Origin of the sequence: Curtobacterium sp. 9128, assembly GCF_900086645.1 — a bacterium.
Classification (GTDB): domain Bacteria; phylum Actinomycetota; class Actinomycetes; order Actinomycetales; family Microbacteriaceae; genus Curtobacterium.
In genome coordinates this window covers 1,860,308-1,885,159 of sequence record NZ_LT576451.1, presented here as the reverse complement: position 1 = coordinate 1,885,159, position 24,852 = coordinate 1,860,308, and the positions used below count along the sequence as shown (strand labels likewise).

General features: G+C 70.1%; 25 protein-coding genes. 2 read left to right on the top strand and 23 right to left on the bottom strand.

Going from position 1 to position 24,852, the window contains the following annotated elements; genetic code table 11:
* Positions 1–272: 272 nt before the first annotated feature.
* From QK288_RS09120 to QK288_RS09055, 14 genes are all read right to left on the bottom strand, one after another.
* The gene (locus QK288_RS09120) at positions 273–860 is read right to left on the bottom strand and encodes a hypothetical protein (protein WP_281267480.1); all 588 of its coding nucleotides are present in this window, start codon (positions 858–860) and stop codon (positions 273–275) included.
* A 16-nt stretch (positions 861–876) separates the two neighbouring features.
* A complete protein-coding gene (locus QK288_RS09115; protein WP_281267479.1) occupies positions 877–1,302 on the bottom strand; it encodes a hypothetical protein in 426 nt (141 codons plus the stop codon).
* A gap of 56 nt (positions 1,303–1,358) precedes the next feature.
* Positions 1,359–2,939 (bottom strand): hypothetical protein, encoded by a 1,581-nt coding sequence (locus QK288_RS09110; RefSeq protein ID WP_281267478.1) that lies wholly within the window; start codon positions 2,937–2,939, stop codon positions 1,359–1,361.
* Between the two features lie 146 nt (positions 2,940–3,085).
* Complete coding sequence (locus tag QK288_RS09105; RefSeq protein ID WP_281267477.1) at positions 3,086–3,376, bottom strand: hypothetical protein; 291 nt, start codon at positions 3,374–3,376, stop codon at positions 3,086–3,088.
* A 74-nt stretch (positions 3,377–3,450) separates the two neighbouring features.
* Positions 3,451–3,747 carry a WXG100 family type VII secretion target gene (locus QK288_RS09100; RefSeq protein ID WP_071270879.1) on the bottom strand — a complete coding sequence of 99 codons (297 nt, stop codon included), beginning with the start codon at positions 3,745–3,747 and terminating at the stop codon, positions 3,451–3,453.
* Positions 3,748–3,749: 2 nt separating this feature from the next.
* Positions 3,750–8,354: an FtsK/SpoIIIE domain-containing protein gene (locus QK288_RS09095; protein ID WP_281267476.1), complete on the bottom strand. Its 4,605-nt coding sequence runs from the start codon at positions 8,352–8,354 to the stop codon at positions 3,750–3,752.
* 78 nt (positions 8,355–8,432) lie between these two features.
* Positions 8,433–9,308 (bottom strand): oxidoreductase, encoded by an 876-nt coding sequence (locus QK288_RS09090; protein ID WP_281267475.1) that lies wholly within the window; start codon positions 9,306–9,308, stop codon positions 8,433–8,435.
* Between the two features lie 65 nt (positions 9,309–9,373).
* Positions 9,374–9,700: a hypothetical protein gene (locus QK288_RS09085; RefSeq protein WP_281267474.1), complete on the bottom strand. Its 327-nt coding sequence runs from the start codon at positions 9,698–9,700 to the stop codon at positions 9,374–9,376.
* 9 nt (positions 9,701–9,709) lie between these two features.
* A complete protein-coding gene (locus QK288_RS09080; RefSeq protein ID WP_281267473.1) occupies positions 9,710–10,234 on the bottom strand; it encodes a hypothetical protein in 525 nt (174 codons plus the stop codon).
* Positions 10,235–10,355: 121 nt separating this feature from the next.
* Positions 10,356–10,901, bottom strand: a complete 546-nt coding sequence (locus QK288_RS09075; RefSeq protein WP_281267472.1) for a hypothetical protein — start codon at positions 10,899–10,901, stop codon at positions 10,356–10,358.
* Positions 10,902–10,941: 40 nt separating this feature from the next.
* Entirely contained in the window at positions 10,942–12,468 is a 1,527-nt protein-coding gene (der, locus tag QK288_RS09070) for a ribosome biogenesis GTPase Der (RefSeq protein WP_281267471.1), read from the bottom strand.
* 58 nt (positions 12,469–12,526) lie between these two features.
* Positions 12,527–13,222, bottom strand: a complete 696-nt coding sequence (cmk, locus tag QK288_RS09065) for a (d)CMP kinase (RefSeq protein WP_281267563.1) — start codon at positions 13,220–13,222, stop codon at positions 12,527–12,529.
* A 152-nt stretch (positions 13,223–13,374) separates the two neighbouring features.
* On the bottom strand, positions 13,375–14,499 hold the full coding sequence (locus tag QK288_RS09060) for a prephenate dehydrogenase (RefSeq protein WP_281267470.1): 1,125 nt from the start codon (positions 14,497–14,499) through the stop codon (positions 13,375–13,377).
* Entirely contained in the window at positions 14,496–15,101 is a 606-nt protein-coding gene (locus QK288_RS09055; RefSeq protein ID WP_281267469.1) for a TetR/AcrR family transcriptional regulator, read from the bottom strand. The genes QK288_RS09060 and QK288_RS09055 overlap by 4 nt, the downstream gene beginning before the upstream one ends.
* 87 nt (positions 15,102–15,188) lie before the next feature.
* On the opposite strand from QK288_RS09055, the gene QK288_RS09050 reads away from it, so the two are divergent.
* A complete protein-coding gene (locus QK288_RS09050) occupies positions 15,189–16,448 on the top strand; it encodes an NAD(P)/FAD-dependent oxidoreductase (protein WP_281267468.1) in 1,260 nt (419 codons plus the stop codon).
* A 10-nt stretch (positions 16,449–16,458) separates the two neighbouring features.
* Here the strand turns inward: QK288_RS09050 and QK288_RS09045 are convergent, their stop codons facing one another.
* The gene (locus QK288_RS09045) at positions 16,459–17,232 is read right to left on the bottom strand and encodes a pseudouridine synthase (protein WP_281267562.1); all 774 of its coding nucleotides are present in this window, start codon (positions 17,230–17,232) and stop codon (positions 16,459–16,461) included.
* Between the two features lie 165 nt (positions 17,233–17,397).
* On the opposite strand from QK288_RS09045, the gene QK288_RS09040 reads away from it, so the two are divergent.
* Complete coding sequence (locus QK288_RS09040) at positions 17,398–18,438, top strand: hypothetical protein (RefSeq protein WP_281267467.1); 1,041 nt, start codon at positions 17,398–17,400, stop codon at positions 18,436–18,438.
* Here the strand turns inward: QK288_RS09040 and scpB are convergent.
* The 8 genes from scpB to QK288_RS09000 form a co-directional block, all read right to left on the bottom strand.
* On the bottom strand, positions 18,365–19,090 hold the full coding sequence (gene scpB / locus QK288_RS09035; protein WP_281267466.1) for an SMC-Scp complex subunit ScpB: 726 nt from the start codon (positions 19,088–19,090) through the stop codon (positions 18,365–18,367). The two genes, QK288_RS09040 and scpB, sit on opposite strands and share 74 nt — an antisense overlap.
* Positions 19,080–19,904 carry a ScpA family protein gene (locus tag QK288_RS09030; protein ID WP_281267465.1) on the bottom strand — a complete coding sequence of 275 codons (825 nt, stop codon included), beginning with the start codon at positions 19,902–19,904 and terminating at the stop codon, positions 19,080–19,082. Before QK288_RS09030 ends, scpB begins: the two co-directional genes overlap by 11 nt.
* Complete coding sequence (locus tag QK288_RS09025; RefSeq protein WP_281267464.1) at positions 19,888–20,766, bottom strand: ParA family protein; 879 nt, start codon at positions 20,764–20,766, stop codon at positions 19,888–19,890. Before QK288_RS09025 ends, QK288_RS09030 begins: the two co-directional genes overlap by 17 nt.
* A 50-nt stretch (positions 20,767–20,816) precedes the next feature.
* The gene (locus QK288_RS09020; protein ID WP_281267463.1) at positions 20,817–21,629 is read right to left on the bottom strand and encodes an SseB family protein; all 813 of its coding nucleotides are present in this window, start codon (positions 21,627–21,629) and stop codon (positions 20,817–20,819) included.
* Between the two features lie 3 nt (positions 21,630–21,632).
* Positions 21,633–22,379 (bottom strand): bifunctional 1-(5-phosphoribosyl)-5-((5-phosphoribosylamino)methylideneamino)imidazole-4-carboxamide isomerase/phosphoribosylanthranilate isomerase PriA, encoded by a 747-nt coding sequence (priA, locus tag QK288_RS09015; RefSeq protein ID WP_281267462.1) that lies wholly within the window; start codon positions 22,377–22,379, stop codon positions 21,633–21,635.
* A gap of 115 nt (positions 22,380–22,494) precedes the next feature.
* Positions 22,495–23,130: an imidazole glycerol phosphate synthase subunit HisH gene (gene hisH / locus QK288_RS09010; RefSeq protein WP_281267461.1), complete on the bottom strand. Its 636-nt coding sequence runs from the start codon at positions 23,128–23,130 to the stop codon at positions 22,495–22,497.
* Positions 23,127–23,729 carry an imidazoleglycerol-phosphate dehydratase HisB gene (hisB, locus tag QK288_RS09005; protein ID WP_281267460.1) on the bottom strand — a complete coding sequence of 201 codons (603 nt, stop codon included), beginning with the start codon at positions 23,727–23,729 and terminating at the stop codon, positions 23,127–23,129. Before hisB ends, hisH begins: the two co-directional genes overlap by 4 nt.
* Positions 23,726–24,832, bottom strand: coding sequence for a histidinol-phosphate transaminase (locus tag QK288_RS09000; protein ID WP_281267459.1), 1,107 nt, complete (start codon positions 24,830–24,832; stop codon positions 23,726–23,728). Before QK288_RS09000 ends, hisB begins: the two co-directional genes overlap by 4 nt.
* Between the last annotated feature and the right edge of the window lie 20 nt (positions 24,833–24,852).

Below are 24,852 nucleotides of genomic sequence, written 5' to 3'. Positions count from 1 at the left end.
GCGCGGCTTCGAGAGACTGCCCCGCGTGTGGGTGCGCCGTCTCAATCGAGCTTGTCGGTGCCTGATCTCGGGGACCCATTGCGCTGCACCCTCCGCCCGACCCCACGATGACGATGGCCGCACCGATGCACGCGAGGCGTCGACGTCGGCCTATCAAGTCGCTCCCTTGTTGTGGCAATCGTGGCCGCAGTGGTCGACCGTCGCAGTCGCCTTGTCTTGTCTTGCACGACCGATCTGAATGACCGGTCGTGGGCGTCGTCGATCCCCGACTTTCACGACTCGAGGTCGGGCACATCACCCGGCCACTTCCCCAGCTTGGATTCCAAGGACGATCGCGGGACGACGACGAGCGCTCTGAAGCTCCCCGGTGAGGAACGGAACTCGCGGTCAGTCCACGAACTGTCAAGAAGGTCACCGACGATCACCTGCGGTGAGGTGTGCATCCGCACACTGACCCCCTTGTTCGCATCGACGTCGTTGACGGACCAACCAAGTCGGAAAAGTTGCTCCACCTGCCTTGCCTGTTCGTCTCGTGACGTCGAGTCGCTCGTCGCCTCGATCCAGATGCGACGATTTGTCTGCAGTCCGGTTACCGTCCTGTCGACTTTGATGGAGGACTCGGAGATGCCAGGCATCTTGGAGAGCTGTGCTCGGGCGACGTCGAGGGCTTCACCTGCATGAGCAATCCGGGACGTACTCACGTTCGATTGTTCTCCGGTGTTAGCCCCGCTGCACCCGGCGGTCGAGATCACAGAAAGAAAACCGACGCTCGCGACAGCCACCATCGCGGTGCGAGGTAGCTTCAATGCTTCCGCCTCATTTTCCCCATTGACAGCGACCCTACTCGTTCGGCTCTGCACTGACGCATCATTTACCTCAGTACTCTCCCCCACGGTAAAAGTCGTCGGGCAGCGAGAAGCACTCCGAGAACGACCCACCCTCGATGCCGTGCGTTGTGACGTCGAGCAATACTGAGGCTCCGTTTTTTTCCGAGACGGTAACACGCTCAGTACCGTTGAAGGATTTACTCTGGTCCACCTCGAACCCAGCCGTCTCAGCTTTCTGACGAAGCTCGCCGAGCGCAGCAATCGGCCTCACATCGGCTCGCAGGCTGATCGTGATCCCGCCTGCCCACATATCGCCTGAATCACACGACTGCAGCGAGCCCTTCGGGAGCTGATTGATCTCACGCACGTCCCGGTCAGGAATGAATTTCGCGATCCGCAGTTCGAGTTGCTGGGTGCGCGACTTCGCCTCCGAAATCCGCTTCTCCGGACTTACCGCATCTTCGTTCGTATTCATGACACATCCCGTCAGAAGCGAAGTTCCCAAAACTACGACGAGGACCTGAGGCCACTTCACGGGCGTCCTCCGTAGATGAATTGTTTCATGTCGCGAAGCGCTCCCTGATTCTCGACATCCGTCCCCGCGATCAAATTGTGAAGCCCCATCCCGTTTCGTAGCGAGTCATACACGCCATTCAAGGGGAAGTCCTTGTATTTATCCGGAGGGGAATAGTAGGAGCCGTGATCAAAGCCCACCTCGCGCGGGTTTCGGCCATCCCAAACCAACCCGCCAGAGATATGCTGAGCATCCTGGAGGATGTCATCGTAGGAGAAGTCCGCGTAACGGGTTCCGTCACGCTTTTCCCAACCGGAGGGCACGCCAGCACCCGCAAGTGACAGCACTTTGTCGTAATGAGCACCTGCCACCTCCGACGAAGTCACATTCGCAGTGCCCCAACTATGACCCATAGCGATCTGTTGCGCGGATCGCAGATCGGGTTGGCTTCGAAGTCCGAAGTCAAAGTTCGCAAGACGCTTGCCCGACGCGAGCCCAAAAGCCTCGGAATTGGCTTCGGGGATGCTTTGCGGGAAGGTTCCATCCTTGTACACGAACGCCACGGTGCCGACTCCACCTTGCTGCTGCATATACCTCGCCACTTTTTGTGTTTCACCGCTGAAGAACCCGCCCATGTCTGCAAACGTTCCGGGAACGTAGGTGATCACGTTTCTCGTGGCATCCGTCGGAGTTCCGATCATCTCGATGATCCGGTCCTTCGCGTGATCGTACAAGTAGAGCTGGACCGTGGGATGATCACCCGTCGCACGCTTCAGGTAGTCACGCTCGTCCTCCAGCGCTGCGATCTGATCATCGAAACGCTGGGGAGTCCCCGCGTCGGACGCGAGCTTCCGCAGGCGGGCGATCTCGTCTCGCACAACGCCGAGTCGCTCCGCCGCATTGATCTTGTTCGCCGCCACCCGCGCGAGCGCCGGCACACCGTTGAGCGCGCCGATCACCGCTGGGAGCCCCGCCACGAGTGCGGCCTGCTGCCCGGCCGGAAGCGAACTCCACCACGTCGACACTTCGGACGGCGCAGCTTTGTCAAGCGCTGCCGCGAGCTCCGGATGCTGCTTCAGCAGGATCTTGAGGTCGATTGCGCTCAGGTTGCCGATCATGGCGAGAAGCGCTGCCGGGGTACTGCCAGCGACGCCAGCGGTCGTGACGCCGGCGAGGCTGCCGAGGACGCCCTCGCCCTGCAACGCAGCAACACAGGTCGAGTCCATCGACCGCCGATCAGAAACCAGCTGGTCCCACTGCGCGTCGATCGCGCGGGTCTTTGCCTGCGCATCATCGACCGCAGTCTGCGCAGCGGCGGACTTCCGTTTCGCAGCTGCCGTCGCATCGGGATCGGGAGTCTCCGCCTTGAGCAGTGCCGGCAGCTCGGCGCTCGACGTGCTGAGCTTCAGCTTCGCGAGACCAAGGTCCATCTGCACGCTGGACCGCTGCTGCTCAAGCACCCGCTGCCGGTCCTGCAACTGGGACAGTTGCCCGGCATACGTCTTCAGAGCGGACGCCTGCGCCTCGAGTCCCGTCGCGAGCAACTCGATGTCCGCCGCATCCGCGGACAGCTTCGAGGCGAACGCGGTCTGGCTCATCGCCTTCCACTCTGCCCCAGAACCCGATCCCGCACCCTGCAACGACTGCTGGGCGTCACGGATCTTGCCTGCACGCGCACTCCGGAGCTGCGCCAGCCCCTGGATCGCGGCCGGACTGCCCTGGCTCGGATCATCGTGTGTCCAGCTCACTGCTTCGCCGCCGCTCCGGCCAGCGCAGAGTCCTGTTCCTGGTACGACCGCTTGGCCTGCAGCGGGAACTTTGCCGCAACTCGCACGTTCTCCGCGACGAGATCCGACCGCTGCACCTGCTGCGCCGTCGCGTTCGACAGCGCCGACGCCACGGCATCCGATCCCAGTTCGGCATCTCCGGCCCCCTGCCGGATTCGTGAGCCGATCTGGATGTCATCGGCCGCAGCCGTCACCTTCGCCGACGCCGCATCGAGTGCGGCGTAGACGACCTTGAGCTCTCCGCCCACTTGTCACCCCCGTGACGAATCCACGGCCGGCACCGCCCCAGCGGTACCGACCGTGTCGTTGTGATCGGACCGGCTCAGCGACCCAGCTTCGACGCCAGCTGCTGGTCCACGTCGCCCAGCGTGGTCGCCGTGGTGCGCAGGAACTGCGCCAGGTCGTTCAGCCCACCGATGGTGTTCTGCGCACCGGAGGTGAAGCGCTGGTACGCGTCGTTGTACGCCCCCGACGACCGGTCCGTCTGGAACCCCGCCTGCGTCAGCGATGCGATCTGTGCCTGCAGCTTCGACAGCGTCGCGTTGATCTCGTCACGACCAGCAAGCAGCCGGTCCGCGTTGCCGTTGAGCTCCTGGTAGGACACGTTGATGTTCGGCATGGTCATCCCCTCGTTCGGTTCTCGTCGCCAGCCCCTCCGGCGACATCTGGCACGCTACCAGAGGAGGAGAATTCCTCACCCATGCGATGGGAACCAGAACCCGAACCAGAACCGGAACCCGAACCAGAACCAGAACCAGAACCCGAATCAGAACCGGAACCAGAACCCGGCAACGCGACCTGCACCCGGGTGACCCGTCCGGAGTCGACCATGAACCCCCGCCCGAGCGGGAAGTCCGACCGCGTACAGCGCGGGAACGCCGTCCGGAACAGCGTCAGCCCGTCGGTCTCCTCCGGCTGCAGCGCGATGCCCGCGCGGGCGGTCTTGAGCTCCCCGAAGAGCTGCCAGGCGCTCGGCGCGGTGACGGTGTCGGCCTCGGCGAGGACGAACACCCCTGCGCGTCGAGCGGCTTTGATCAGCCGCGCGACCTGCGACTCGGCTGGCAGCCCCTCGAAGTCGCCGACGTTCTCGATCACGATGAACGGCGACGGGTCGATCGTCCCTCCTGCTTCGAGCGACGACGCCAGCTGGCTGGCAAGCGCGTCGGCCGAGTCGGAGTCACTCGCGACCGCGGCCCAGTCAGTGGCGTCCCGGAGCGCGCTCCGACGCCCGACGACGAGGTACGCGGGACGGTCCGGGTACGTCGCCGTGACGGACCCGATGAGCGTCCGCATCGTCGTGCTCCGTCCGGACCCGAACGGCCCGGTGACGACGAAGAGACCATCGGTCGGGATGCCGACGGCGGCCAACGTGTCGTCGGCCAGGCCGATCACGGGCCGGCCGTCGACCGCGACCGGCAACGACGAAACCGGGACGGACGACGGCAGCCGGCGGACCGCTGGCGTCGCCGGTACCCCATGCGCCACCAGGGAACGAGACAGCGCCTCCACCGCCCCGGCCTGCACGACGAGGTCGGCACTCCCGGCCGGGACGGCGATCTGCACCTCGTGCGATCCCACGAGTCCACGCCCGGGGACGGCGTCTTCGAGCACGTCCGCGGCCACGTCGGCCGCGTTGTACTCGATGTCGCTCGCGAGCCGCAGCACGATCCGTTCGCCGATGTTCGCCTGCAGGTTCGTCGGGAAGGCCCCGACACGGTCGGCCGACATCACGAGGTGCACGCCGAGCGCCCGCCCGGTGGAGGCGATCGCGAGCACCTGGTCGAACAGCTGCAGCGTGCCGGGCCGGAACTCGTACTCGTTCCGGAACGCGCCCATCCCGTCGACGAGCACCAGGATGCGCGGCTCCGCCTCGCCGGTGACGGTCCGGTACTCGGTCAGCGAGGAGGATCGGGCCGCCGCGAACCGCTGCGAACGGTCCGAGATGGTCGCCTCCAGATCGACCAGGAGGCGCGTGATGCGTTCGTCATCCGGCCCGCTGATCACGGACCCGACGGTGGGCAGTGCATCGAGCATCGAGAGTCCGCCGCCGCCGAAGTCGAGTCCGTAGACCTGCACGGGGTGGTCGTCGGCCACCGAGGACGCCGCGATGGCGACGGCGCGGAGCACCGTGGACTTGCCGGAGCCACCGGTCCCGAGCACGGCGACGTTGCCGACGACGTCGAGGTCGACGGCGTAGGCGGTCTGCTGCTGGTGTTCCGGGACGTCGAGCGTGCCGATGACGAGCGACGCTCCGTCGGATCGCCCGACCGCGCCGAGGTCGACGCTCTCGCCGAGCTGGTCGAGCCACGGCTTCCGCGGGATCGCGAGCGAGCGTCGATCCGCCGCGGCCGCGATGGTGCCGGCGAGCCGCTCGATGTCCTTCGCGCGAGCGGTGTCCCGCGGAGCCCGTGCGGCACTCGGCCACATCGTGCCCGGCCCGAACGGGAAGTCCTGCACGTCGATGTCGGGCTCGTGCACGACGTCGTCCGACCGTCCACCGAGGTACGCCGTCTGGAAGTCCAGGACGCGCCCCGGTCCCGTCTTCGCCGCAGCGCGTCCGGGGGTGCCCGGATCGAACCACGCCGCGTCGGGCACACCGAGGACGTCGGCGCTGTCCACCTCGTCGGCGACGCGCAGGGCGATGCGGAGGTTCGTGTTCGCGCGCAGGGAGTCCTTGATGACCCCGCTCGGCCGCTGCGTCGCCATCACGAGGTGGAGCCCCAGCGAACGACCACGCTGTGCGACGTCGATGACCCCGTCGATGAACTCGGGGATCTCGGAGGCGAGGGCGGCGAACTCGTCGATGACGATCACGAGCGACGGCGGCGCCGCCGGATCACCGCGCTGCTCGAGCGTGACGAGGTCCTTCGCACCCCGCTCGTTGAGGAGGTGCTCGCGGTACCGCAGTTCCGCCCGCAACGACGTCAGGGCGCGGCGGACCAGGTGCGGGTTGAGGTCGGTGACGAGTCCGACCGTGTGCGGCAGCCCGACGCACTCGGCGAACGCCGCACCGCCCTTGTAGTCGACGAGCAGGAACGTCACGCGGTCCGGGGCGTACTCGGCCGCGATCCCCATGATCCACGTCTGCAGGAACTCGCTCTTGCCGGAACCCGTGGTCCCGCCGACGAGTGCGTGCGGACCCTGGGTCCTGAGGTCGAGCGCGAGCGGCTCGCTCGGTCCCTGCCCGATGACCGCCCGGATCCCGCCGGCTTCGCGACCGGCTCCGGGCACCCAGTCCGCGGTGATGCTGTCGTTCTTCGCCCAGCGGCTGACGACGGCCACCGGGTCGCCGGCGAGGTCGCCCTCGTACAGGTCGACGAACGCGACGCTGTGCGGCAGGTCGGTCTCGTCGAGCACACGGGCGCCGGTGTCCTGGACGGGTGCGATGGCCCTGGCGACGGTCGCGGCCTCGATCACGTCGACGCGGTCGAGCTCGTCGAGCACGACCGCCTGGCCGGACCGCACGAACCCGACGGTCGCGGTCCCGGTGGAGCGGTCGAGGGAGATGTACGTCCGGCACACCACCGGCAGCGCCTGCTGCGTCGGGGCGAGCCACAGCACGAAGACGCCGAAGTCCGCGCCCTCCTCGGCGAGCGCCACCAGCCGAGCGCGGTCGGCCGGGGCCTCCGCGGTGACGATGACGAGCACCGCGGGGGTCGCCGGCAGCCGGTCGACGGATTCGCCGTGCTCCTCGTCGAGCGCGTGCCCCTCGTCCAGACGCGACCGCACCTGCTCGCCGCGACCCGCGCCGGCGTCACGGCGGGTGGCGACGAGCCCCTCGAGTTCGGCGAGCAGCGTCGACGCGCCCGCGAAGTCGCTGACGAGCCCGCCGGAGCGGAGCGGGCTGTACGCGGAGTCGACGTGCGGCAGCCACTTCAACCACCCCCACTGTTCGGTCGTGGTGCCGCCGGCGAAGGCCGTGACGACGAGGTCGGCCGGGCTGTGCAGTCCGACGAGCTGCACGACGAGCGACCGAGCGACGTCGTCGGCAGCGAGTCCGGTCCCGGCGACGCCGATCGCACCGGCTCGTTCGAACGTCTCGATGACCGGGACGGGACCGACGGTGGCGTACTCGTCGGCGAGTGCTTCTGCGCGGTTCCAGTCGTCGACGCTGCCGGTGTTCTTCGACGGCAGCGTGATCGATGCGTGCGACGGCTGGGTCCCTGCGCCGAACCGGACCTCGAGGAACGTGGTGTGCTCGGGTTTGCGCGTCCAGAGCAGCTCTGACCCCGTCCGCATCGCCGCCGTCACGACGGCGGGAGCTGGCGATTCGGCCACCCGGGCGTCGATCTCGCGCGCCCGCTCCGCCGCGAGCCGCGTGCGGACGTCCGCGAGCGAGTCCTCGAAGCGCTGCCGTTCGTCGCGCTTCCGCCGCTTGACCTGCACGCGCTGGTCGATCCACGTCCCGATCATGATCACCGGGGACAGCGCGATGAAGATGAGCGTGTACGGCTGCTTCGTGACGAGGAACAGCACGGCGCCCAGCACGATCGGCGCGATGATCGCGATGATCGGGAGCCGTGGCTTCTCGCCGGGGACGGGGATCTCCGGCAGCGTGAACGACCGGCCCCGGTACGCGGGATCCACCCGCGGGGACCGCGAGAACTCCGACGGCGTCTCGGCGGCACCGGGGAGCGTCGGGAGTCCACTGGACGCGAGTGGCACGATGCGGAGCCGGGACTCCCCCACCTGCACCTCGGACGACGGCTCGACGAAGGCCCGTGCGACGAGCCGACCGTCGACGGAGACGCCGTTCGCCGAGTTGAGGTCGACGACCTCGATCGTCTCGCCGACCGTGACCGACGCGTGGCGGCGCGAGACCTCGTCGTCACCAGCGAGGTACACCTGCGCCATCGCATCGCGTCCAATGAGGTTCACGCCGCGCGAGAGCGTGTACTCGTGTCCCGCCTCCGGACCGGCGAGGACCTGCACGACGGCGGCGGGTGCGTCCTCCACGTCGTCCCCACGCCGCCGCTCGGTGACCGGCACGACCTCCACCCGGCAGCCGGACCGCAGCGAGGACTCGTGCACCGTCGCCGACGGGTTGAGCAGCCGGGCCTGCGGGCGGTCCGGGAACTGCACGCGCAGCGTGAGCGGGTGCACCCCGGCCGGACTGCCGGTCGCCAACCGGTTCGCGAGGCTCCCGATCGTCGCGGTCACGTCCGCCGTCACGACGACGTCGCGATCGCCCCCTGCCGTGCCGCCGATGGTCATCTTGAGTTTCACACGTCACCCCCGCGACCATCTTATGGACGTGCCGCGACAGCCCGTCAACGTGTCCACAGGACGGACGCAACGGCCTGTCTACGCGGCGGTGCCGATCGCGTCCAGCTCAGCCACCGCGTCGGCCGGCAGCGCGAAGCCCGCCGACGCGACGTTGTCGCGCAGATGCGCGACCGACGACGTCCCCGGGATCAGGAGCATGTTCGGCGACCGCTGCAGCAGCCACGACAGCGCGACGGTCAGGCGCGACACCTCGAGACGGGCGGCGACCGCATCGAGCGCCCCTGACTGGATCGGCGAGAAGCCGCCGAGCGGGAAGTAGGGCACGAAGGCGATCCCCTGCGCAGCGGTGAGGTCGACGAAGGGGTCGTCCTCACGGTGCGCGACGTTGTACAGGTTCTGCACGCACACGACCGGTGCGATGCCCTGCGCCTCCGCGAGCTGTTCGGCGTCCACCGTCGAGAGCCCCAGGTGGTTGATGAGCCCCTGCTGCTGGAGCTCGGCGAGCGCCTCGAACTGGGGAGCGATCGATCCGGGCTGTGGGCCTTCCATGCCACCCATGCGCAGGTTCACCACGTCGAGTCGCTCGACGCCGAGGTTCCGGAGGTTGTCGTGCACCTGCTCGATGAGCTCGTGCGGTTCCCGCGCCTCGGGCCACCCACCCTGCTCGTCGCGTCGAGCGCCGACCTTCGTCACGATGCGCAGGTCGTCCGGGTAGGGCGCGAGCGCCTCGCGGATGAGGGCGTTCGTCACGAACGGGCCGTAGTAGTCCGAGGTGTCGATGTGCGTGATGCCGAGGTCGACGACCTCGCGGAGCACGCGGATCGCCTCGTCGTGGTCGGCGGGCGGGCCGAACGCCCCCGGTCCGGCCAGCTGCATCGCGCCGTACCCGACACGGGTGAGTTCGAGGTCGTCGGCGAGACGGTAGGTGCCGCCGGGGAGCGTCGTGTTCGTCATGTCGTCCACGATCCTCCGGCTCCGGGATCGGTGACAGGCCCCGATGGTCCCTGGGACCCGGGGTCCTAGGAGCGGTACCCGACGATCCGGCGAACCGCTTCCTCCACACGAGAACGCCGCTCGCGGGCGTCCACAGGCTCGACGAACACGGCGTCGGGCAACGACGTCTCCGCGTGGACCACGGCGAGCAGGTACCCGAGCAACTCCGCCGCGTCGAACACGTCGGTGTCGACCGCGCCGCCACCGGACCCGGCGAGGACCCCGACTGCATCGGCGAACGGTGCGCCGTCCGCATCGGGGGCCGTCCCGCCCGTAGCCACGTGGTCGAACAGGTCACCGGCGAACCGGGGCAGGTCCTCCGGGTCGAACCGCACCCCGCCGAACATCGTCATGACGCGATCCTACGGAGCCGCACGCTTCGCGGGCTTCGGGAAGGCCGAGCGCATGTGGTCGGATGTGAGCACGTCACCGATGCCGATCATGAACACCGAGAAGACGATCTGCTCGATCACCATCCAGAACGGGTAGAGCCCGGGGATCGCCGCGATGATGAGCGTCACGATCGGGAAGATCCTGCTGAACAACCGCAGCCGCTGGTACGCCCAGTAGTACCCGAGCTGCGCACGCCAGGCGAACACGTACAGCGTCAGCGTGATGAGGAGCACCACGGTCGCCCGGAACCACACGGCCCACGGGATCGTCTCGCCGGCCCGCGTGAGCAGGATCGCCACGACGATCGCGGCGAGACCCACCAACGTCTCGGCGACGAGCAACCAGCGGATCCACCGGAACGACCGCACGGTCGCGGGGTGCGCGAGCATGTCCTCACGGATCACGTAGTCGGCCTGTCGGCCGCCGGCCAGGCGGTCGAGCCGGAGTCGGCACCACAGCCGGTCGGCCCGGTCCGCGATGGATTGCAGCGTCACCCGTCCATGGTGCCGTATCCGGCGCGGATCACGTGCCACGAGCCTCCCGTCCGACCAGCCGGGAGGCTCGGATCGCGACCGGCGCGCACCCCGCGCGACCGGCGTGGCCGGGTCGACGGCGTCAGCCGGCTGGCAGCAGCTCGGCACCACCCAGGATGGTGGTCGTGTTCCAGTCGAGGATCACGAGCGAGTGCACCTGGGGCGGCAGGATCTGCGGGACGCGCAGGTCGATGACCGCGGACGTCGCGCCGTGCGGGATCGTGCCGACCTCGACGGGGTCGCCGTCCGGGACCCACCGTGCTTCCTGCCCGGTGCCCACCACGTCGCCGCCGGTCAGCTGCACCCGGACGTCCGCGGTCGCGAGGTCGGTCCGGAAGTCCGTGATCGTGACCCGCAGCGCACGCTCGCCCGACCTCGTCACCGTGACGTGGCCCGTCGTGTTGACGCCGATCGGGATGATGTCTCCGTCCACCGGCAGCCCCGTGCGGTACCAGGGCTCCGGGTGCGGTGGCACGGTCGCGACGGCGTTCGTCGGCGCACGCTCGACGGCCGTGTGCGCAGTCGGGGCCGGAGCGAGCAGCCAGAAGAAGACCGCCGCAGCGACGATCACGCCGGCCGCACCGATCGCTGCCCAGCCGTTCGGCGTGGGCCCGTGCCCGGGTGACATGCACGGAGCGTACGCCCGTGCATGCCGTTCCGGGGAGGGATCAGGTGCGCTTCCGGCGCTCGCGGACGCGCATGTTCACGGTGATCGGCGTTCCAGCGAAGCCCCAGACCTCGCGCAGACGCCTGGTGATGAACCGGCGGTACTGCGGGTCGAGGAACTGGGTCGTGAAGAGCACGAACGTCGGCGGCTGGCTCGCGGCCTGGGTGCCGAACAGGATGCGCGGCTGGCGGCCGCCACGGACCGGGTGCGGGTGCTCCTGCACGAGCTCGGCGATGAAGGCGTTGACCTTGCCCGTCGGGATGCGGGTGTCCCACGACTCGAGCGCGGTCTCGAGGGCCGGGACGAGCTTCTCGAGGTGCCGGCCGGTGCGGGCCGAGATGTTCACGCGCGGCGCCCACGCCACGTGCGCGAGGTCCTGTTCGATCTCACGCTCGAGGTACCGACGACGCTCGTCGTCGAGCAGGTCCCACTTGTTGTACGCGAGGACCAGTGCGCGACCGGACTCGAGCACGAGGTCGATGATGCGGAGGTCCTGGACGGACACGGGCTCGGTGACGTCGAGGACGACCACGGCGACCTCGGCCTTCTCGAGCGCGGCCGTCGTACGGAGCGAGGCGTAGAAGTCCGCGCCCTGCTGGAGGTGCACCCGCTTGCGGATGCCGGCGGTGTCGACGAAGCGCCAGACACGGCCACCGAGCTCGACCTGCTCGTCCACGGGGTCGCGGGTGGTGCCGGCGAGCTCGTTCACGACGACGCGTTCTTCGCCGGCCGCCTTGTTGAGCAGCGAGCTCTTGCCGACGTTCGGGCGTCCGAGGATCGCCACGCGACGAGGGCCGCCGATCTCCTGCTTCGCGACCGCCGAGACGTCGGGGAGGGTCGTGATGATGAGGTCGAGGAGGTCCGCGACGCCACGACCGTGGAGGGCGGAGACCGGGTGTGGCTCGCCGAGCCCGAGGTTCCAGAGCTCGTAGGCGTCGAGGTCGCGGCGGTCGTCGTCGGACTTGTTCGCCACGACGATCACCGGCTTGTCGGTGCCGCGCAGCATCTTCACGACGTGCTCGTCGGTCGCGGTGATGCCGACCGTGACGTCGACGACGAACAGCACGGCGTCGGCGAGGTCGATCGCGACCTCTGCCTGGAGCGCGACCGAGGCGTTGATGCCCTTCGCATCGGGCTCCCACCCGCCGGTGTCCACCAGGGTGAAGCGCTTGTCGTTCCACTCGGCCTTGTAGCTCACACGGTCACGCGTGACGCCGGGGACGTCCTGCACGACGGCTTCGCGGCGACCGATGATGCGGTTCACGAGCGCGGACTTGCCGACGTTCGGACGACCGACGATCGCGAGGACCGGGAGTGCCGGCAGGTACGCGACGCCGTCCTCGCCGAACTGCGCGGAGTCGAGGAGCGCGACGTCTTCCTCGTCGAGGTCGTAGTCCTCGAGGCCGGCGCGGAGTGCGGTCGCCCGCTGCTCCGCTTCCGACTCGTCGAGGCCCGCGAGACGCTCGCCGAGGGCGTCGTCGTACTCCGGGAAGTCGTCGTGCTCTGGTCCGTTGTCCAGCTGCGCCATGGTGGGTTCCTTGCCGGCGGCCGGTCGGCCGCGTGTGTTCGGGCCCGTCGGGCCGGTGTCAGTGTCCGGCCGCGCGGGCCAGGTCGACGACCGCCTGCACGGTCTGGTCGAAGTCGAGATCGGTGGAGTCGAGCGTCGTCACGCCGTCCGCGGCGTTCATGAAGTCGACGACCTTCGCATCGGCTGCGTCACGTCGGGCGAGTGCAGCCGAGGTCTCGGCGGCCGACTGGGTCGTGACCTCCGCCGAGCGTCGGGCCATTCTAACCTGCTCGTCGGCGGTCAGGAGGATCCGGACGTCGGCGTCGGGCGCGACCACCGTCGTGATGTCCCGGCCCTCGGTGATGATCCCCTTCGCATCGGTCTTGCGCATCACGTTCCGGAACAGCTGCACGAGGCGCTTCCGGACGTCGGGGAGCTTCGCGATGTGCGCCACCGCCGCCGTCACCTCCGGGGTCCGGATCGCATCGGTCACGTCGGTGCCCGCCACGCGGACGAAGTACGCGTCCGGGTCGGTGCCGATCTCGTAGTCGAACGTGTCCCAGCTCGCCAGGATCGCCGCGGCGTCGTCGAGGTCGACCTCCTGCTGCAGGGCGTGCCACGCCAGCGCGCGGTAGGCGGCGCCGGTGTCCTGGTAGCCGAACCCGAGCGCGCGAGCGGCCGCCCGCGAGACGCTGGACTTGCCGCTGCCGGCCGGGCCGTCCACCGCGATCACGAACTTCGCCACGTACGCGCCGTCCGCGAGACCGGCCGGCATCGGGTCGCGGGTCAGGCCCGGTTCGCCACTGCCCTGGCCGTCGGCGCCGCCGATGTCGCCACCGGTCACCGGGCCGGGCTGGTCGACGGGCGTGGGGAGCCCGGTGTCGGGGCCGTCGGGCCCACCGGTCACGCCGGACTCGTTCTGGTCGTTCAGGCCCATGCTGCTGCGATCCTCCATCCGCGGCTCTCGAGTTCGTCGACGAGTCGCTGTTCCTGCTCGGGTACGACCGACACTTCGACGATGCCGATCGGTGCTCCGGGTGAGTGCTCGAGGCGCATGTCCTCGAGGTTGATGCCGATCTCGCCGATGGTCGTGAGGAGTTCGGCGATCTGCCCGGGTCGGTCGTCCACGAGGACGACGACCTGGGCGAAGCGCTTGGTGGTGCCGTGCTTGCCCGGGAGTCGCTCGACGCCGCGGTTCCCCGATGCCATGGTCTCGGCAATCGTCCGCGGAGCACCGGGTGCGTCGGGGTCGGCGAGGGCGTCGATGACCTTCGTCAGCTCGTCCCGCAGGTCGCTCAGGACCGGCCGGATGTGCGCGGCGTTCGCCCCGATGATCTGGACCCAGAGCCCTGGATCGCTCGCCGCGACCCGGGTGACGTCGCGGACGCCCCCGCCGGCCAGTCCGAGCGCCGACTCGGGAGCGCTGCGGAGCCGGGAGGCCATCAGCGTCGAGACGAGTTGCGGGACGTGCGACATGATCGCCACGGCCTGGTCGTGCGGTTCGGGCTCCATCGGGACGACCGTCGCCTCGAGGTCGAGGGCGAGGGCTTCGACCACGGCCGCCCGGCGGTGCGTGATGTCGTCGTGACCGGCGATCACCCACGGGCGACCGATGAACAGGTCGGCGCGCGCCGCGGTCGGGCCGCTGCGCTCGCGACCGGCCATCGGGTGCGAACCGACGTACCGCGTGACGTCGGCGCCGGCGGCACGGAGACGCTCGAGCGGTACCGACTTCACGCTCGCCACGTCGGTGACGACCGCGTCGGGGTAGGCGGTGAGCTCCCGCTCGACGACCTGCGCGGTGACGTCCGGCGGGACCGCGACGACGACGAGTTCGGGAGCGTCCCCGTCGGCTGGACGACGGCCGGCGCCGTAGTCCACGGCGAGCGCGAGCGCTGCTGGTGAGACGTCGTCGAGGATGACCTCCACGCCCTTCTGCCGGAGACCGAGGCCGATCGACGCGCCGAGCAGGCCGGCGCCGACCACGCGCACGGGTCCGCGGAGCCGGCGGTCGGGCTCCGGTGTCGTGCCGGGATGGGGCGTCTGGGTCACCTGGCAACCCTACCGACCGGTCCCGGTCGTTCCGGATCGGTGAGTGCGATCGTCGCGGCACGGGCGGTCGCGAGGACCTCTTCCTCGGACGCGCGGGTTCCCAGCGCGGCGAACAGTGCCGCACTCACGGTGTCGAACGCCATGCGCGCGCGGAGTCGCTCGGTCCATGGGGCGTCCGCCGGGACGAGCCGATCGACGACCTCGTCGAACCACGAACGGATGTCGCCGCCCTCGTCGGCGAACTTCTGCATCATCGGCCGGTTGGCGTGCGCGAACCGCATCCCGCGGATCCGGCCGGGCGAGGTCGAGTCGACCCAGCGCAGGGCGGTCCGGCGCAGCAGGTCCGGGCCCGGCGGCTGCTCGTCGATCCAGGCGAGCAGGGCGTCGAGCTCTCCGCGGCGATCGTCCAGCAGCGCACGGATGATCGCCTCCTTGCTGGCGAAGTGGTAGTAGAGCGACGACTTCGTGACGCCGAGCGCCTCGGCGATGTCTCGGATGGAGGTGCCTTCGTACCCGCGGCTGGTGAAGAGCTCCAGCGCGACGCGGAGGATCTCCGCGCGGGTCTCGCTGCCGGGTCGGCGGGTCGAGGTCGCGTTGCTCATGGTCGCCATCCTACTTGCCGAACGATCGTTCGGTGGTTATCGTCATGCTGACCGAACGATCGTTCGGCAACGAGGAAAGGATGGACCATGGACGACCAACCGAGCATCGCGATCATCGGAGCCGGACCGGGTGGACTGCTCTGCGCCCGGGTGCTGCAGCGCGCGGGGCTGCGGCTCACCGTGTACGACGCCGACTTGTCGCTCGCGTCCAGGAACCAGGGCGGCACGCTCGACCTGCACGCCGACAGCGGTCAGATCGCGATCGAGGACGCCGGCCTCGTCGACGAGTTCGCCGCCCTCGCACGGCCTGAAGGGCAGTCGAAGCGCATGGTCGGCCCGGACGGCACCCTGCTGATGGAGCACGTCGCGTCACCGGACGAGTTCGCTGCGCCCGAGATCGACCGCGCCCAGCTCCGTTCGATGCTCGCCGGGTCGCTGGCGCCCGGGACCATCCGGTGGGGCCGGAAGCTGACCGAGGTCGTGCCGGGTACTCCGCACGAGCTCGTCTTCGCGGACGGCGCCGTCGACCGCGCGGACCTCGTCATCGGCGCCGACGGCGCGTGGTCACGGGTCCGGGCGGCACTGACCGACACGCTCCCCCACTACACCGGCGTCAGCTTCGTCGAGGTCCTCTTCACGGCGGTCTCCACGGCACACCCGGAGATCGCCCGACTCGTCGGCGACGGGCACCTCTGGGCGAACGGCGACGGTCGGACGATGGTCCTGCAGCGCAACAGCGACGACGTGGTCCGGGGCTACCTGGGGATGCGCGTGGACCTCGACTGGCTCGCCGCTGCCGGCCTCGGCACGGCGGACGGGCGCGGCGGCGTACTGGCCGAGAGCCCGGCGCTCGACGCGAACGCCACGCAGGCGACGGACACCGAGCGGGTGCGTGACGAGCTGCTGGTGCGGTTCCGGGACTTCTCCCCCGAGCTGCTCCGCGTGGTCGCCGACAGCGAGGGCTCGCTCGCGAACCGCCCGATCATGGCGCTCCCGACGCCGATGGAGTGGCGCCACGTGGCCGGGGTGACCCTGCTCGGCGACGCCGCCCACGTCATGTCGCCGTTCGGGGGCAACGGGGTGAACCTCGCACTGCTCGACGCGGCCGAGCTGGCTCGGGCGATCGTCGGTGCGCTCCGGGACGGCACCGACGCGGACCGGGCGATCCGTTCCGCCGAGCGCGTCGTGATCGACCGCGGTGCATCGATCGGACGGAGTGCGAACGAGGCGATCGTCGAGCACTTCGCCGCCGGCGGCCCTGATCTCGACGACGTGCCGGACTTCGACGTCGAGGCGGAACGCTGGCGCACGGGGGCCGAGGCCTACCGTGCGGCGCAGCGTTCCTGAGCCCCGGCGATCAGTCGCTGGTCTCCGCGGAGTCCGGTCCCGTCGGCGCACTCGCACCGCGCGCGATGCCGAGCAACTTGCCGAGCTCGACGTTGCTCAGCTCGCGGGTCCGGCCACTCGGCAGGCTCCCGAGGTGCAACGGCCCGAACGACCGGCGGACCAGCTCGTTGACCGGGTGACCGACCGCATCGAACATGCGGCGGACGATGCGGTTGCGGCCCGAGTGCAGCGTCAGTTCGACCAGGGACTCCCCCCGCGACGACTCGAGCAGGCGGACCTTGTCGGCGGCGATCGGGCCGTCCTCCAGGTCGATGCCGTCGAGCAGCAGCTGGACCGTGGCGGGGTTGACGTTGCCGGCGACCTTCGCGATGTAGGTCTTGGTCACGCCGAACGACGGGTGCGCGAGCACATGGGCGAGTGCACCGTCGTTCGTGAGCAGCAGCAGGCCCGAGGTCTCGGCGTCGAGTCGCCCGACGTTGAACAGGCGCTCCTCGAACTTCTCGACGAACTGCGACAGGTCGGCACGGCCGCGTTCGTCGAGCATGCTCGACACGACGCCCGTCGGCTTGTTCAGCAGGACGTAGCGGCGCGAGGTGTCGACCTGCACGGGCACACCGTCGACCGCGATCGCGTCCGTCTCCGGGTCGACCCGACGCCCGAGGGCCTCGACGACGGCACCGTTCACGGTGACACGCCCCTCGGCGATCAGGTTCTCGGCGACCCGTCGCGACGCGACACCGGCCGCAGCGATGACCTTCTGGAGGCGCTCACCGTCCGGCTGCAGGTCGGCCGGTGTCGACGCACCATCTGCTGCGTCCCACTCGGGGATGATCGGGCGTTCCGGCGTGCCCTCCACCGGGGTCCCCGCGGCGTCGCGCTCCCCCGCTGGTCGTGGCGTCGTCGCACGGTTCCGGACGGTCGCGGTCCCGCCGACGTAGCGTCGACCGTTGTGCCAGACGCGGCTGGCCTGCCCGTCGTCCTCGCGGCGATCGCGGCCGCGGTCGTCCCGGCGGTTGCGCTGGTCGCGCTGGTCGCGGTCGGCGTTGCTCCACCGGGGGCGATCCGTCCGACGGTCTCCGGTCGGCGCGCCGCGGCGGTCGTCGTCGCGACGGCCGTACCCGCGGTCGTCGCGGCCACCCTGCGGTCGATCGTCACGAACGCCCTGGGGCCGGTCGTCTCGGCGGCCGTACCCGCGGTCGTCACGACGGGGGGCACCGCGGTCGTCACGACCGGGTCCACCACGGTCGTCCTGGCGCGGACGGTACCCACGATCGTCGTCACGGCGGCCGTACCCACCGCCCGCAGCGCCACGGTCATCGCGACGCGGACCACCACGGTCATCCCGACGGGGACCACCACGGTCATCCCGACGGGGACCACCACGGTCATCCTGACGCGGACGGTACCCACGATCGTCGTCACGGCGGCCGTACGCACGGTCACCGGCGCCACGGTCATCGCGGCGCGGACCACCACGGTCGTCCTGACGCGGACGGTACCCACGATCGTCGTCACGACGGCCGTACCCACCGCTCGCAGCGCCACGGTCATCGCGACGCGGACCACCACGGTCGTCCCGACGGGGACCACCACGGTCATCCTGACGCGGACGGTACCCACGATCGTCATCACGGCGACCGTACCCACGGTCACCAGCACGGTCGTCCCGGCGAGGCGCTCCGCGGTCGTCGTCGCGGCGGCCGTACCCACGGTCGTCGCGCTGGCCCGGGGCACCCGAGCGACCGCCGGAACGGTCGCCGTAGCCGCGGTCCGCACCACCGGGACGACCGGGGTACCGGTCCCCGTCGCGACCCGACCCGCCCGGGCGACCCGAGCCTCCAGTGCGTCCACCGCCGGAGCGGCCGGCGTCTCCGCGACCCGCACCCCCGCGACCGGCGCCGCCGTGTCGTCCGTCCTCATACGCGGCCATCGGGGATCCCTTCGTTCTGCTCGAAGCCGTCGGCGCCGTCCTCCAGGAGGGGCGAGATGAGCGGGAGTTCGTCGAGCGAGTTGATGCCGAGCTGCTGCAGGAGCAACCCGGACGTGACGTAGTTGATGGCACCGGTCTCGGAGTCGGTGAACGACTCCTCGATGAGCCCGCGGGCCACCAGCGTCCTGACGACCCCGTCGACGTTGACGGCCCGGATCGAAGCGATCTGGGAGCGGGTGATCGGTTGCTTGTAGGCGACGACGGCCAGCGTCTCGAGCGCGGCCTGCGACAACCGCGATGGGCGCTCGGCCTCGACGAACTGTTCGACGACGGCGTCCAGGTCGGCTCGGACGTAGAAGCGCCATCCACCGCCGACCTCGCGCAGCTCGAAGCCGCGGCGGACGGTGCCGTCGACGCCGTCGAAGTCCGCGACGAGGCGCTCGATGGCCTGGCGGACGACGGGGACGGGCGCACCGACGGCCGCACCGAGGGACACGAGGGACTGTGGTTCGTCCGCGATCATCAGGATCGCCTCGAGCTGCCGGTCGACCGGCGCGTCGGACCGCACCGATGCACCGGACCCGACCGGCGCGTCCGATACGGGCGCACCGGCGGCACCGGAACGGATCGACTGCTCGATCGCCCGGGCGTCGGCGACCTCGTCCGCACCGCCGGGTTCGGCACTCGAGACGTCGTGGACGTCATCCGTCATAGTCGGCTCCAAGATTGGCGAGGCTCTCGTCGGTCCAGTGCTCCGCGGTCCACCGCAGGGTGAGCTCCCCGAGCGGCTCGTCCTGCTCGAAGGTGATCGACGCGTTCCGGTAGAGCTCGAGGATCGCGAGGAAGCGAGCCACCACGATACCCGTCATGTCGACGCCGGCGACCAGTTCCCGGAACGAGACGTCCGGATCGCCCGATCCGGCGCGCGTGCGGAGGATCGAGACGACGACGGCTGCCTGCTCCCGGATGCTGACCAGCGGGGCGTGCAGGTGGTCGAGGCCGACGGTCGGGATCTCCCGCGGAGCGAACGCCAGCGCGGCGAGGGCCGCGAAGTCCTGCACGGACAGCGTCCAGACGAGTTCCGGCGTGCGGGCGCGGAACCGCTCCTCGAGCCGGACGCTGCGGACGTGCCGGCGCGACTCGGTGTTCCAGCGCGCACCGAACCAGTCGGCGGCCTGCTTGAACGCCCGGTACTGCAGGAGTCGGGCGAAGAGGAGGTCACGCGCTTCGAGGAGTGCGACGTCCTCGGCGTCGACGAGCTCGCCCTGGGGCAGCAGCCCGGCGATCTTCAGGTCGAGCAGGGTCGCGGCGACGACGAGGAACTCGCTCGCCTCGTCGAGCTCGTCCGCGGACTCCGCCAGCCGGACGTAGGCGATGAACTCCCCCGTGACGACGCCGAGGGACACCTCGGTGATGTCCAGCTCGTGCTTCGTGATGAGCGACAGCAGCAGGTCGAACGGGCCGTCGAAGTTCCGCAGCCGGACGCGGAAGCCCGACCCGTCGGTGGCGTCAGGCGACGGCGCCACGCTGGACGAGCTCTCGTGCGAGCTGCCGGTAGGCGTGCGCCGCAGCGTGGTCCGGAGCGGTCTGGGTGATCGGGCGGGCCGACACCGTGGCGTCCGGGAACTTCACGGTGCGGCCGATCACGGTGTCGAGCACGCTCTCGTCGAAGGTGTCGACGACGCGTTCCATGACCTCGCGCGAGTGCAGCGTCCGCGAGTCGTACATCGTGGCGAGGATGCCGTCGAGCTTCAGGGCGGGGTTCAGCCGGTCGCGCACCTTGTCGATCGTCTCGATGAGCAGCGCGACACCACGGAGGGCGAAGAACTCGCACTCCAGCGGGATCAGCACGCCGTGCGCGGCGGTGAGGGCGTTGACGGTGAGCAGGCCGAGCGAGGGCTGGCAGTCGACGAGGATGACGTCGTAGTCCCCCGCGACCTTGCGCAGGACGCTCGCGAGGATCTGCTCCCGGGCGACCTCGTTGACGAGGTGGACCTCGGCCGCGGACAGGTCGATGTTCGCCGGGATGACGTCGAGGTACGGCGTGTTCGTCGGCTGGATGACCTGGTTCGGGTCCTTGATGGAGCCCATCAGCAGGTCGTACACGGTGGGGATGTCGTGCGTGCGGACACCGAGCCCTGCGGACAGGGCACCCTGCGGGTCGAAGTCGACGGCGAGGACCTTGCGGCCGTACTCCGCCAGCGCGGCACCGAGGTTGATCGAGGTCGTGGTCTTGCCGACGCCGCCCTTCTGGTTGCAGAGGGCGATGATGCGTGCGGGCCCGTGACCGTCGAGTTCCTCCGGAACGGGGAACTCCCGAACGGGCCGGCCGGTCGGACCGTACGTGGTCTCGCCGGTGCCGGGCTGTGTCGTCGGGTTGGTGCTCACCGGGCCATCGTACAAGCGCAGCCGACCGGAGCCGGGCCGCACCGCCGGGCTCAGGCCGCCCGCAACGCGACCCGCATGCTGTCGACCCGCTCCGCGATGACGGGATCGCCCGCCCACCGCTGCTGCAGACGCCCGACGAGCTCACCGACCTGCGCGCGGTCGAGCCCCGGGTGCAGTGCCAGCCCCACGGTCAGTTCCGGGCCGGCGAAGCGGCCGAGCGGGTCGCCCGGCTCGAGCTCGACACGGGCGACGCTGCGCTCGCCGTCCACCGAGGCGGCGAAGGCGGCCGCGACGCCCGGGTCCTCGAAGCACGGCGTCCACGGCAGGTCCTGCCCGATCGCCCAGACCGCCGGCCGACGGAGGACGAACTCGCTCGCTGACGTCGGGTCGAGCACCACGAGCTGCGTGTCCTCGCTCGCGGCGGCCATCGCGACCCGGCGGGACTCGACCGGGATCGGCCGTGCCGTGGCGTCCCAGGCCTGCATCGCCGCCACCGAGGTGAACGCGGGCATGACGGTTCGGCCGTCCGGCCCGGCGACGGTGACGATCGAGAGCTCCTGCGTCTTGTCGACGAGCCGGCCGTCCGGGGTCTCCCCGATCTCGCCGGCCTCGGCGACCAGCGGGATCAGCAGGCGAGCCGTTCGCAACGCGGAGACGACGTCGGCCTGCGACGAGCCTGCGGGCAGCGCGGCGATCGCGGAGAGCACGGCCGGGTCGGCGAGTCCGTCGTCGTCGGCGAACGCGTCGTCGTGGCTGTCGAACGTCCGACCCGCCCACGGGAACCCGGCGGAGTCCGCCGCGTGGTCGTGGCGCGTCGCCCCGTCCTCCGGTCCGCCGCCGCGCCCGTTCGAGATGCCCACCATCCGCTACTCCGACGCGATGTCGAGCGCGGCCGGCAGCGTGAACGCGCCGGAGTACAGGGCCTTGCCGATGATCGCGCCCTCGAGTCCGTGCGGCACGAGCTCCCGCAGCGCGACGAGGTCGTCGAGGGTCGAGATGCCGCCGGACGCCACGACGGGCTGGTCGGTGCGGTCGCAGACCTGGCGCAGCAGCTCGACGTTCGGCCCCTGCAGCGTGCCGTCCTTCGTGACGTCCGTCACGACGTAGCGGGCACACCCGGCGTCCTCGAGTCGGTCGAGGACCTCCCAGAGGTCGCCGGCGTCCTCGGTCCAACCGCGGCTGGCCAGGGTGGTGCCGCGGACGTCGAGCCCGACGGCGATCTGCTCGCCGTACTCCCCGATCACCCGCGCGGCCCACGCCGGGTTCTCGAGCGCGGCGGTCCCGAGGTTGACGCGTGCAGCGCCGGTCGCGAGCGCGGCTTCGAGCGACGCATCGTCGCGGATGCCACCGGAGAGCTCGACCGAGACGCCGTGGACCTCCTTGATCGCGTGCGCGATCACCTTGCGGTTGTCGCCGCGACCGAACGCCGCGTCGAGGTCCACCAGATGGATCCACTCGGCACCCTGGTCGCGCCACGTCCGGGCAGCGGTCACCGGGTCGCCGTACGAGGTCTCACTGCCGGCCTCGCCCTGGGTCAGGCGGACCGCCTGGCCGTCGACGACGTCGACGGCGGGCAGCAGGACGAGGGGCGGGGTCGAGGTCAGGTCGGTCATGGTCCTGTCGGTTTCGTTGCGGGGTGCGGTGCCGGTACGTGGCCGGACGGGAGGCTCGGTGCGGGTCCGGCACGCTCGTCACCTGGACCGTGGTCGGCCCACGGCGCGGCGTGGGTCAGAGCGAGTTCACCCAGTTGCGGAGCATCTGGATGCCCGGCTCGCCGGACTTCTCGGGGTGGAACTGGGTCGCGGTGAGGGGTCCGTTCTCGACGGCGGCGATGAAGCGCTGACCGTGCTCGGCCCACGTGAGCTTCGGCGCGCGGAACGGACCGTACGCCTCGAGCGGGAAGTCGGTGACGCCGTACGAGTGCACGAAGTAGAACCGCTCGTCGCGGAGGCCGTCGAACAGCACGGAATCCGCCGGGGCGTCGATCGTGTTCCAGCCCATGTGCGGCAGGACCTCGGCGTCGAGCTGCTCGACGGTGCCGGGCCACTGCGCGAGCCCCTCGACGTCTGCCCCGCGCTCGACCCCTCGGGAGAAGAGCACCTGCATGCCGACGCAGATCCCGAGGACCGGACGGCCACCCGCGAGCCGGTGGTCGACGATCTCGCCGCCCTGGACGCCTTCGAGCTGGTCGATGACGGCCGCGAACGCGCCCACGCCGGGGACGAGCAGTCCGTCGGCGTCGAGCGCCGTGCGCTTGTCGGCCGTCAGCGTGACCTCGGCGCCGGCACGCTCGAGCGCCTTCGCCGCGGAGTGCACGTTCCCCGACCCGTAGTCGAGGACGACGACGTTCGGCTTCGCGGTCACAGCGCGCCCTTGGTCGAGGGGATGCCGTCGACGCGCGGGTCGAGCTCGACCGCACGGCGCATCGCCCGCGCGAACGCCTTGAACTCCGCTTCCGCGATGTGGTGCGGATCGCGACCCTCGAGCAGGCGGACGTGCACGGTGATGCCCGCGTTGAACGTGATCGCCTCGAAGACGTGGCGGACCATCGACCCGGTGAAGTGGCCACCGATCCGGTGGAACTCGAAGCCGGCGGGTTCGCCGGAGTGCACGAGGAACGGACGGCCGGACACGTCGACGACCGCCTGCGCCAGCGCTTCGTCGAGCGGGACGAGCGCGTCGCCGTAGCGACCGATGCCGGCACGGTTGCCGAGCGCCTGCTTGAGGGCCTGGCCGAGCACGATCCCGGTGTCCTCGACCGTGTGGTGCACGTCGATGTCGGTGTCCCCGGAGGACTGCACCCGGAGGTCGATGAGGGAGTGCTTGCTGAACGCGGTCAGCATGTGGTCGAAGAACGGCACGCTCGTCGCGATCTCGGACTTGCCGGTGCCGTCGAGGTCGAGCGACAGGGAAACGGTCGATTCACTCGTCGAGCGGGTGGTCTCGGCGGTACGGGCGGTCATGCTGCAACCCTAACCGGCGGCTGTTCGGCGGCCACCCGGCGCATGGCGTCGAGGAACGCGGTGGTCTCCTCCTCGGTGCCGGCACTCACCCGGAGGTGGTTCGGGATCCCGAGGTCCCGGACGATCACGTCCTGTTCGAGCAGCGACTCGAACGCCGCGCGCGGGTCGGCCACACCGCCGAAGAGGACGAAGTTCGACCACGTCTCGTACGGCGAGTAGCCCATCGCGCGGAGCCCGTCGACCATGCGGTCTCGCTGGCCCCGGATGTCGTCGACCATCGCGAGCATCTCGGGTGCGTGCCGGAGCGCCGCGACCGCCGCCGCCTGCGTGAGCGCGGACAGGTGGTACGGCAAGCGGACGAGACGGAGGGCGTCGATCACGGCGGGGTGTGCCGCGAGGTACCCGACGCGGGCGCCCGCGAACGCGAACGCCTTGCTCATCGTGCGGGACACGACGAGTCGTTCGCGACCGGGCAGCAGTGTCAGCGCGGTCGGCTGCCCCACCGGCATGAACTCGGCGTACGCCTCGTCGACCATGACGATGCCGTCCGTGGCGTCGTAGACCGCTTCGATCGTCGCGAGGTCCAGCGGGGTGCCCGTCGGGTTGTTCGGTCCGCAGAGGAACACGACGTCCGGGCGGTGCGCACGCACGGCTGCGACCGCGGTCTCGGGCGAGATGCGGAACTCGGCGTCGCGCTCGGCAGCGATCCACTGCGTGCCGGTGCCGGACGCGATGATCGAGTGCATCGAGTAGGTGGGCGGGAAACCGAGCACACTGCGCCCGGGACCGCCGAACGCCTGGAGGAGCTGCTGGATGACCTCGTTCGAGCCGTTCGCCGCCCAGATCTGCTCGGCCGCGAGGTCGTGCCCGAGGTACCCCGCGAGCGACTCGCGCAACTCGGTGAACTCGCGGTCCGGGTACCGGTTCACCGTCCCGAGCGCCCGACGGACCGACTCGACGATGTCGTCCGCGACGTCCTGCGGCACCGGATGCGTGTTCTCGTTGACGTTGAGCTGCACGCGGACGTGCTTCTGCGGTGCCCCGTAGGGACTCTGACCGCGGAGGTCGTCTCGGATCGGGAGGTCTTCGAGCGTGAATGCCACCGATCCATCGTAGAGCGGTC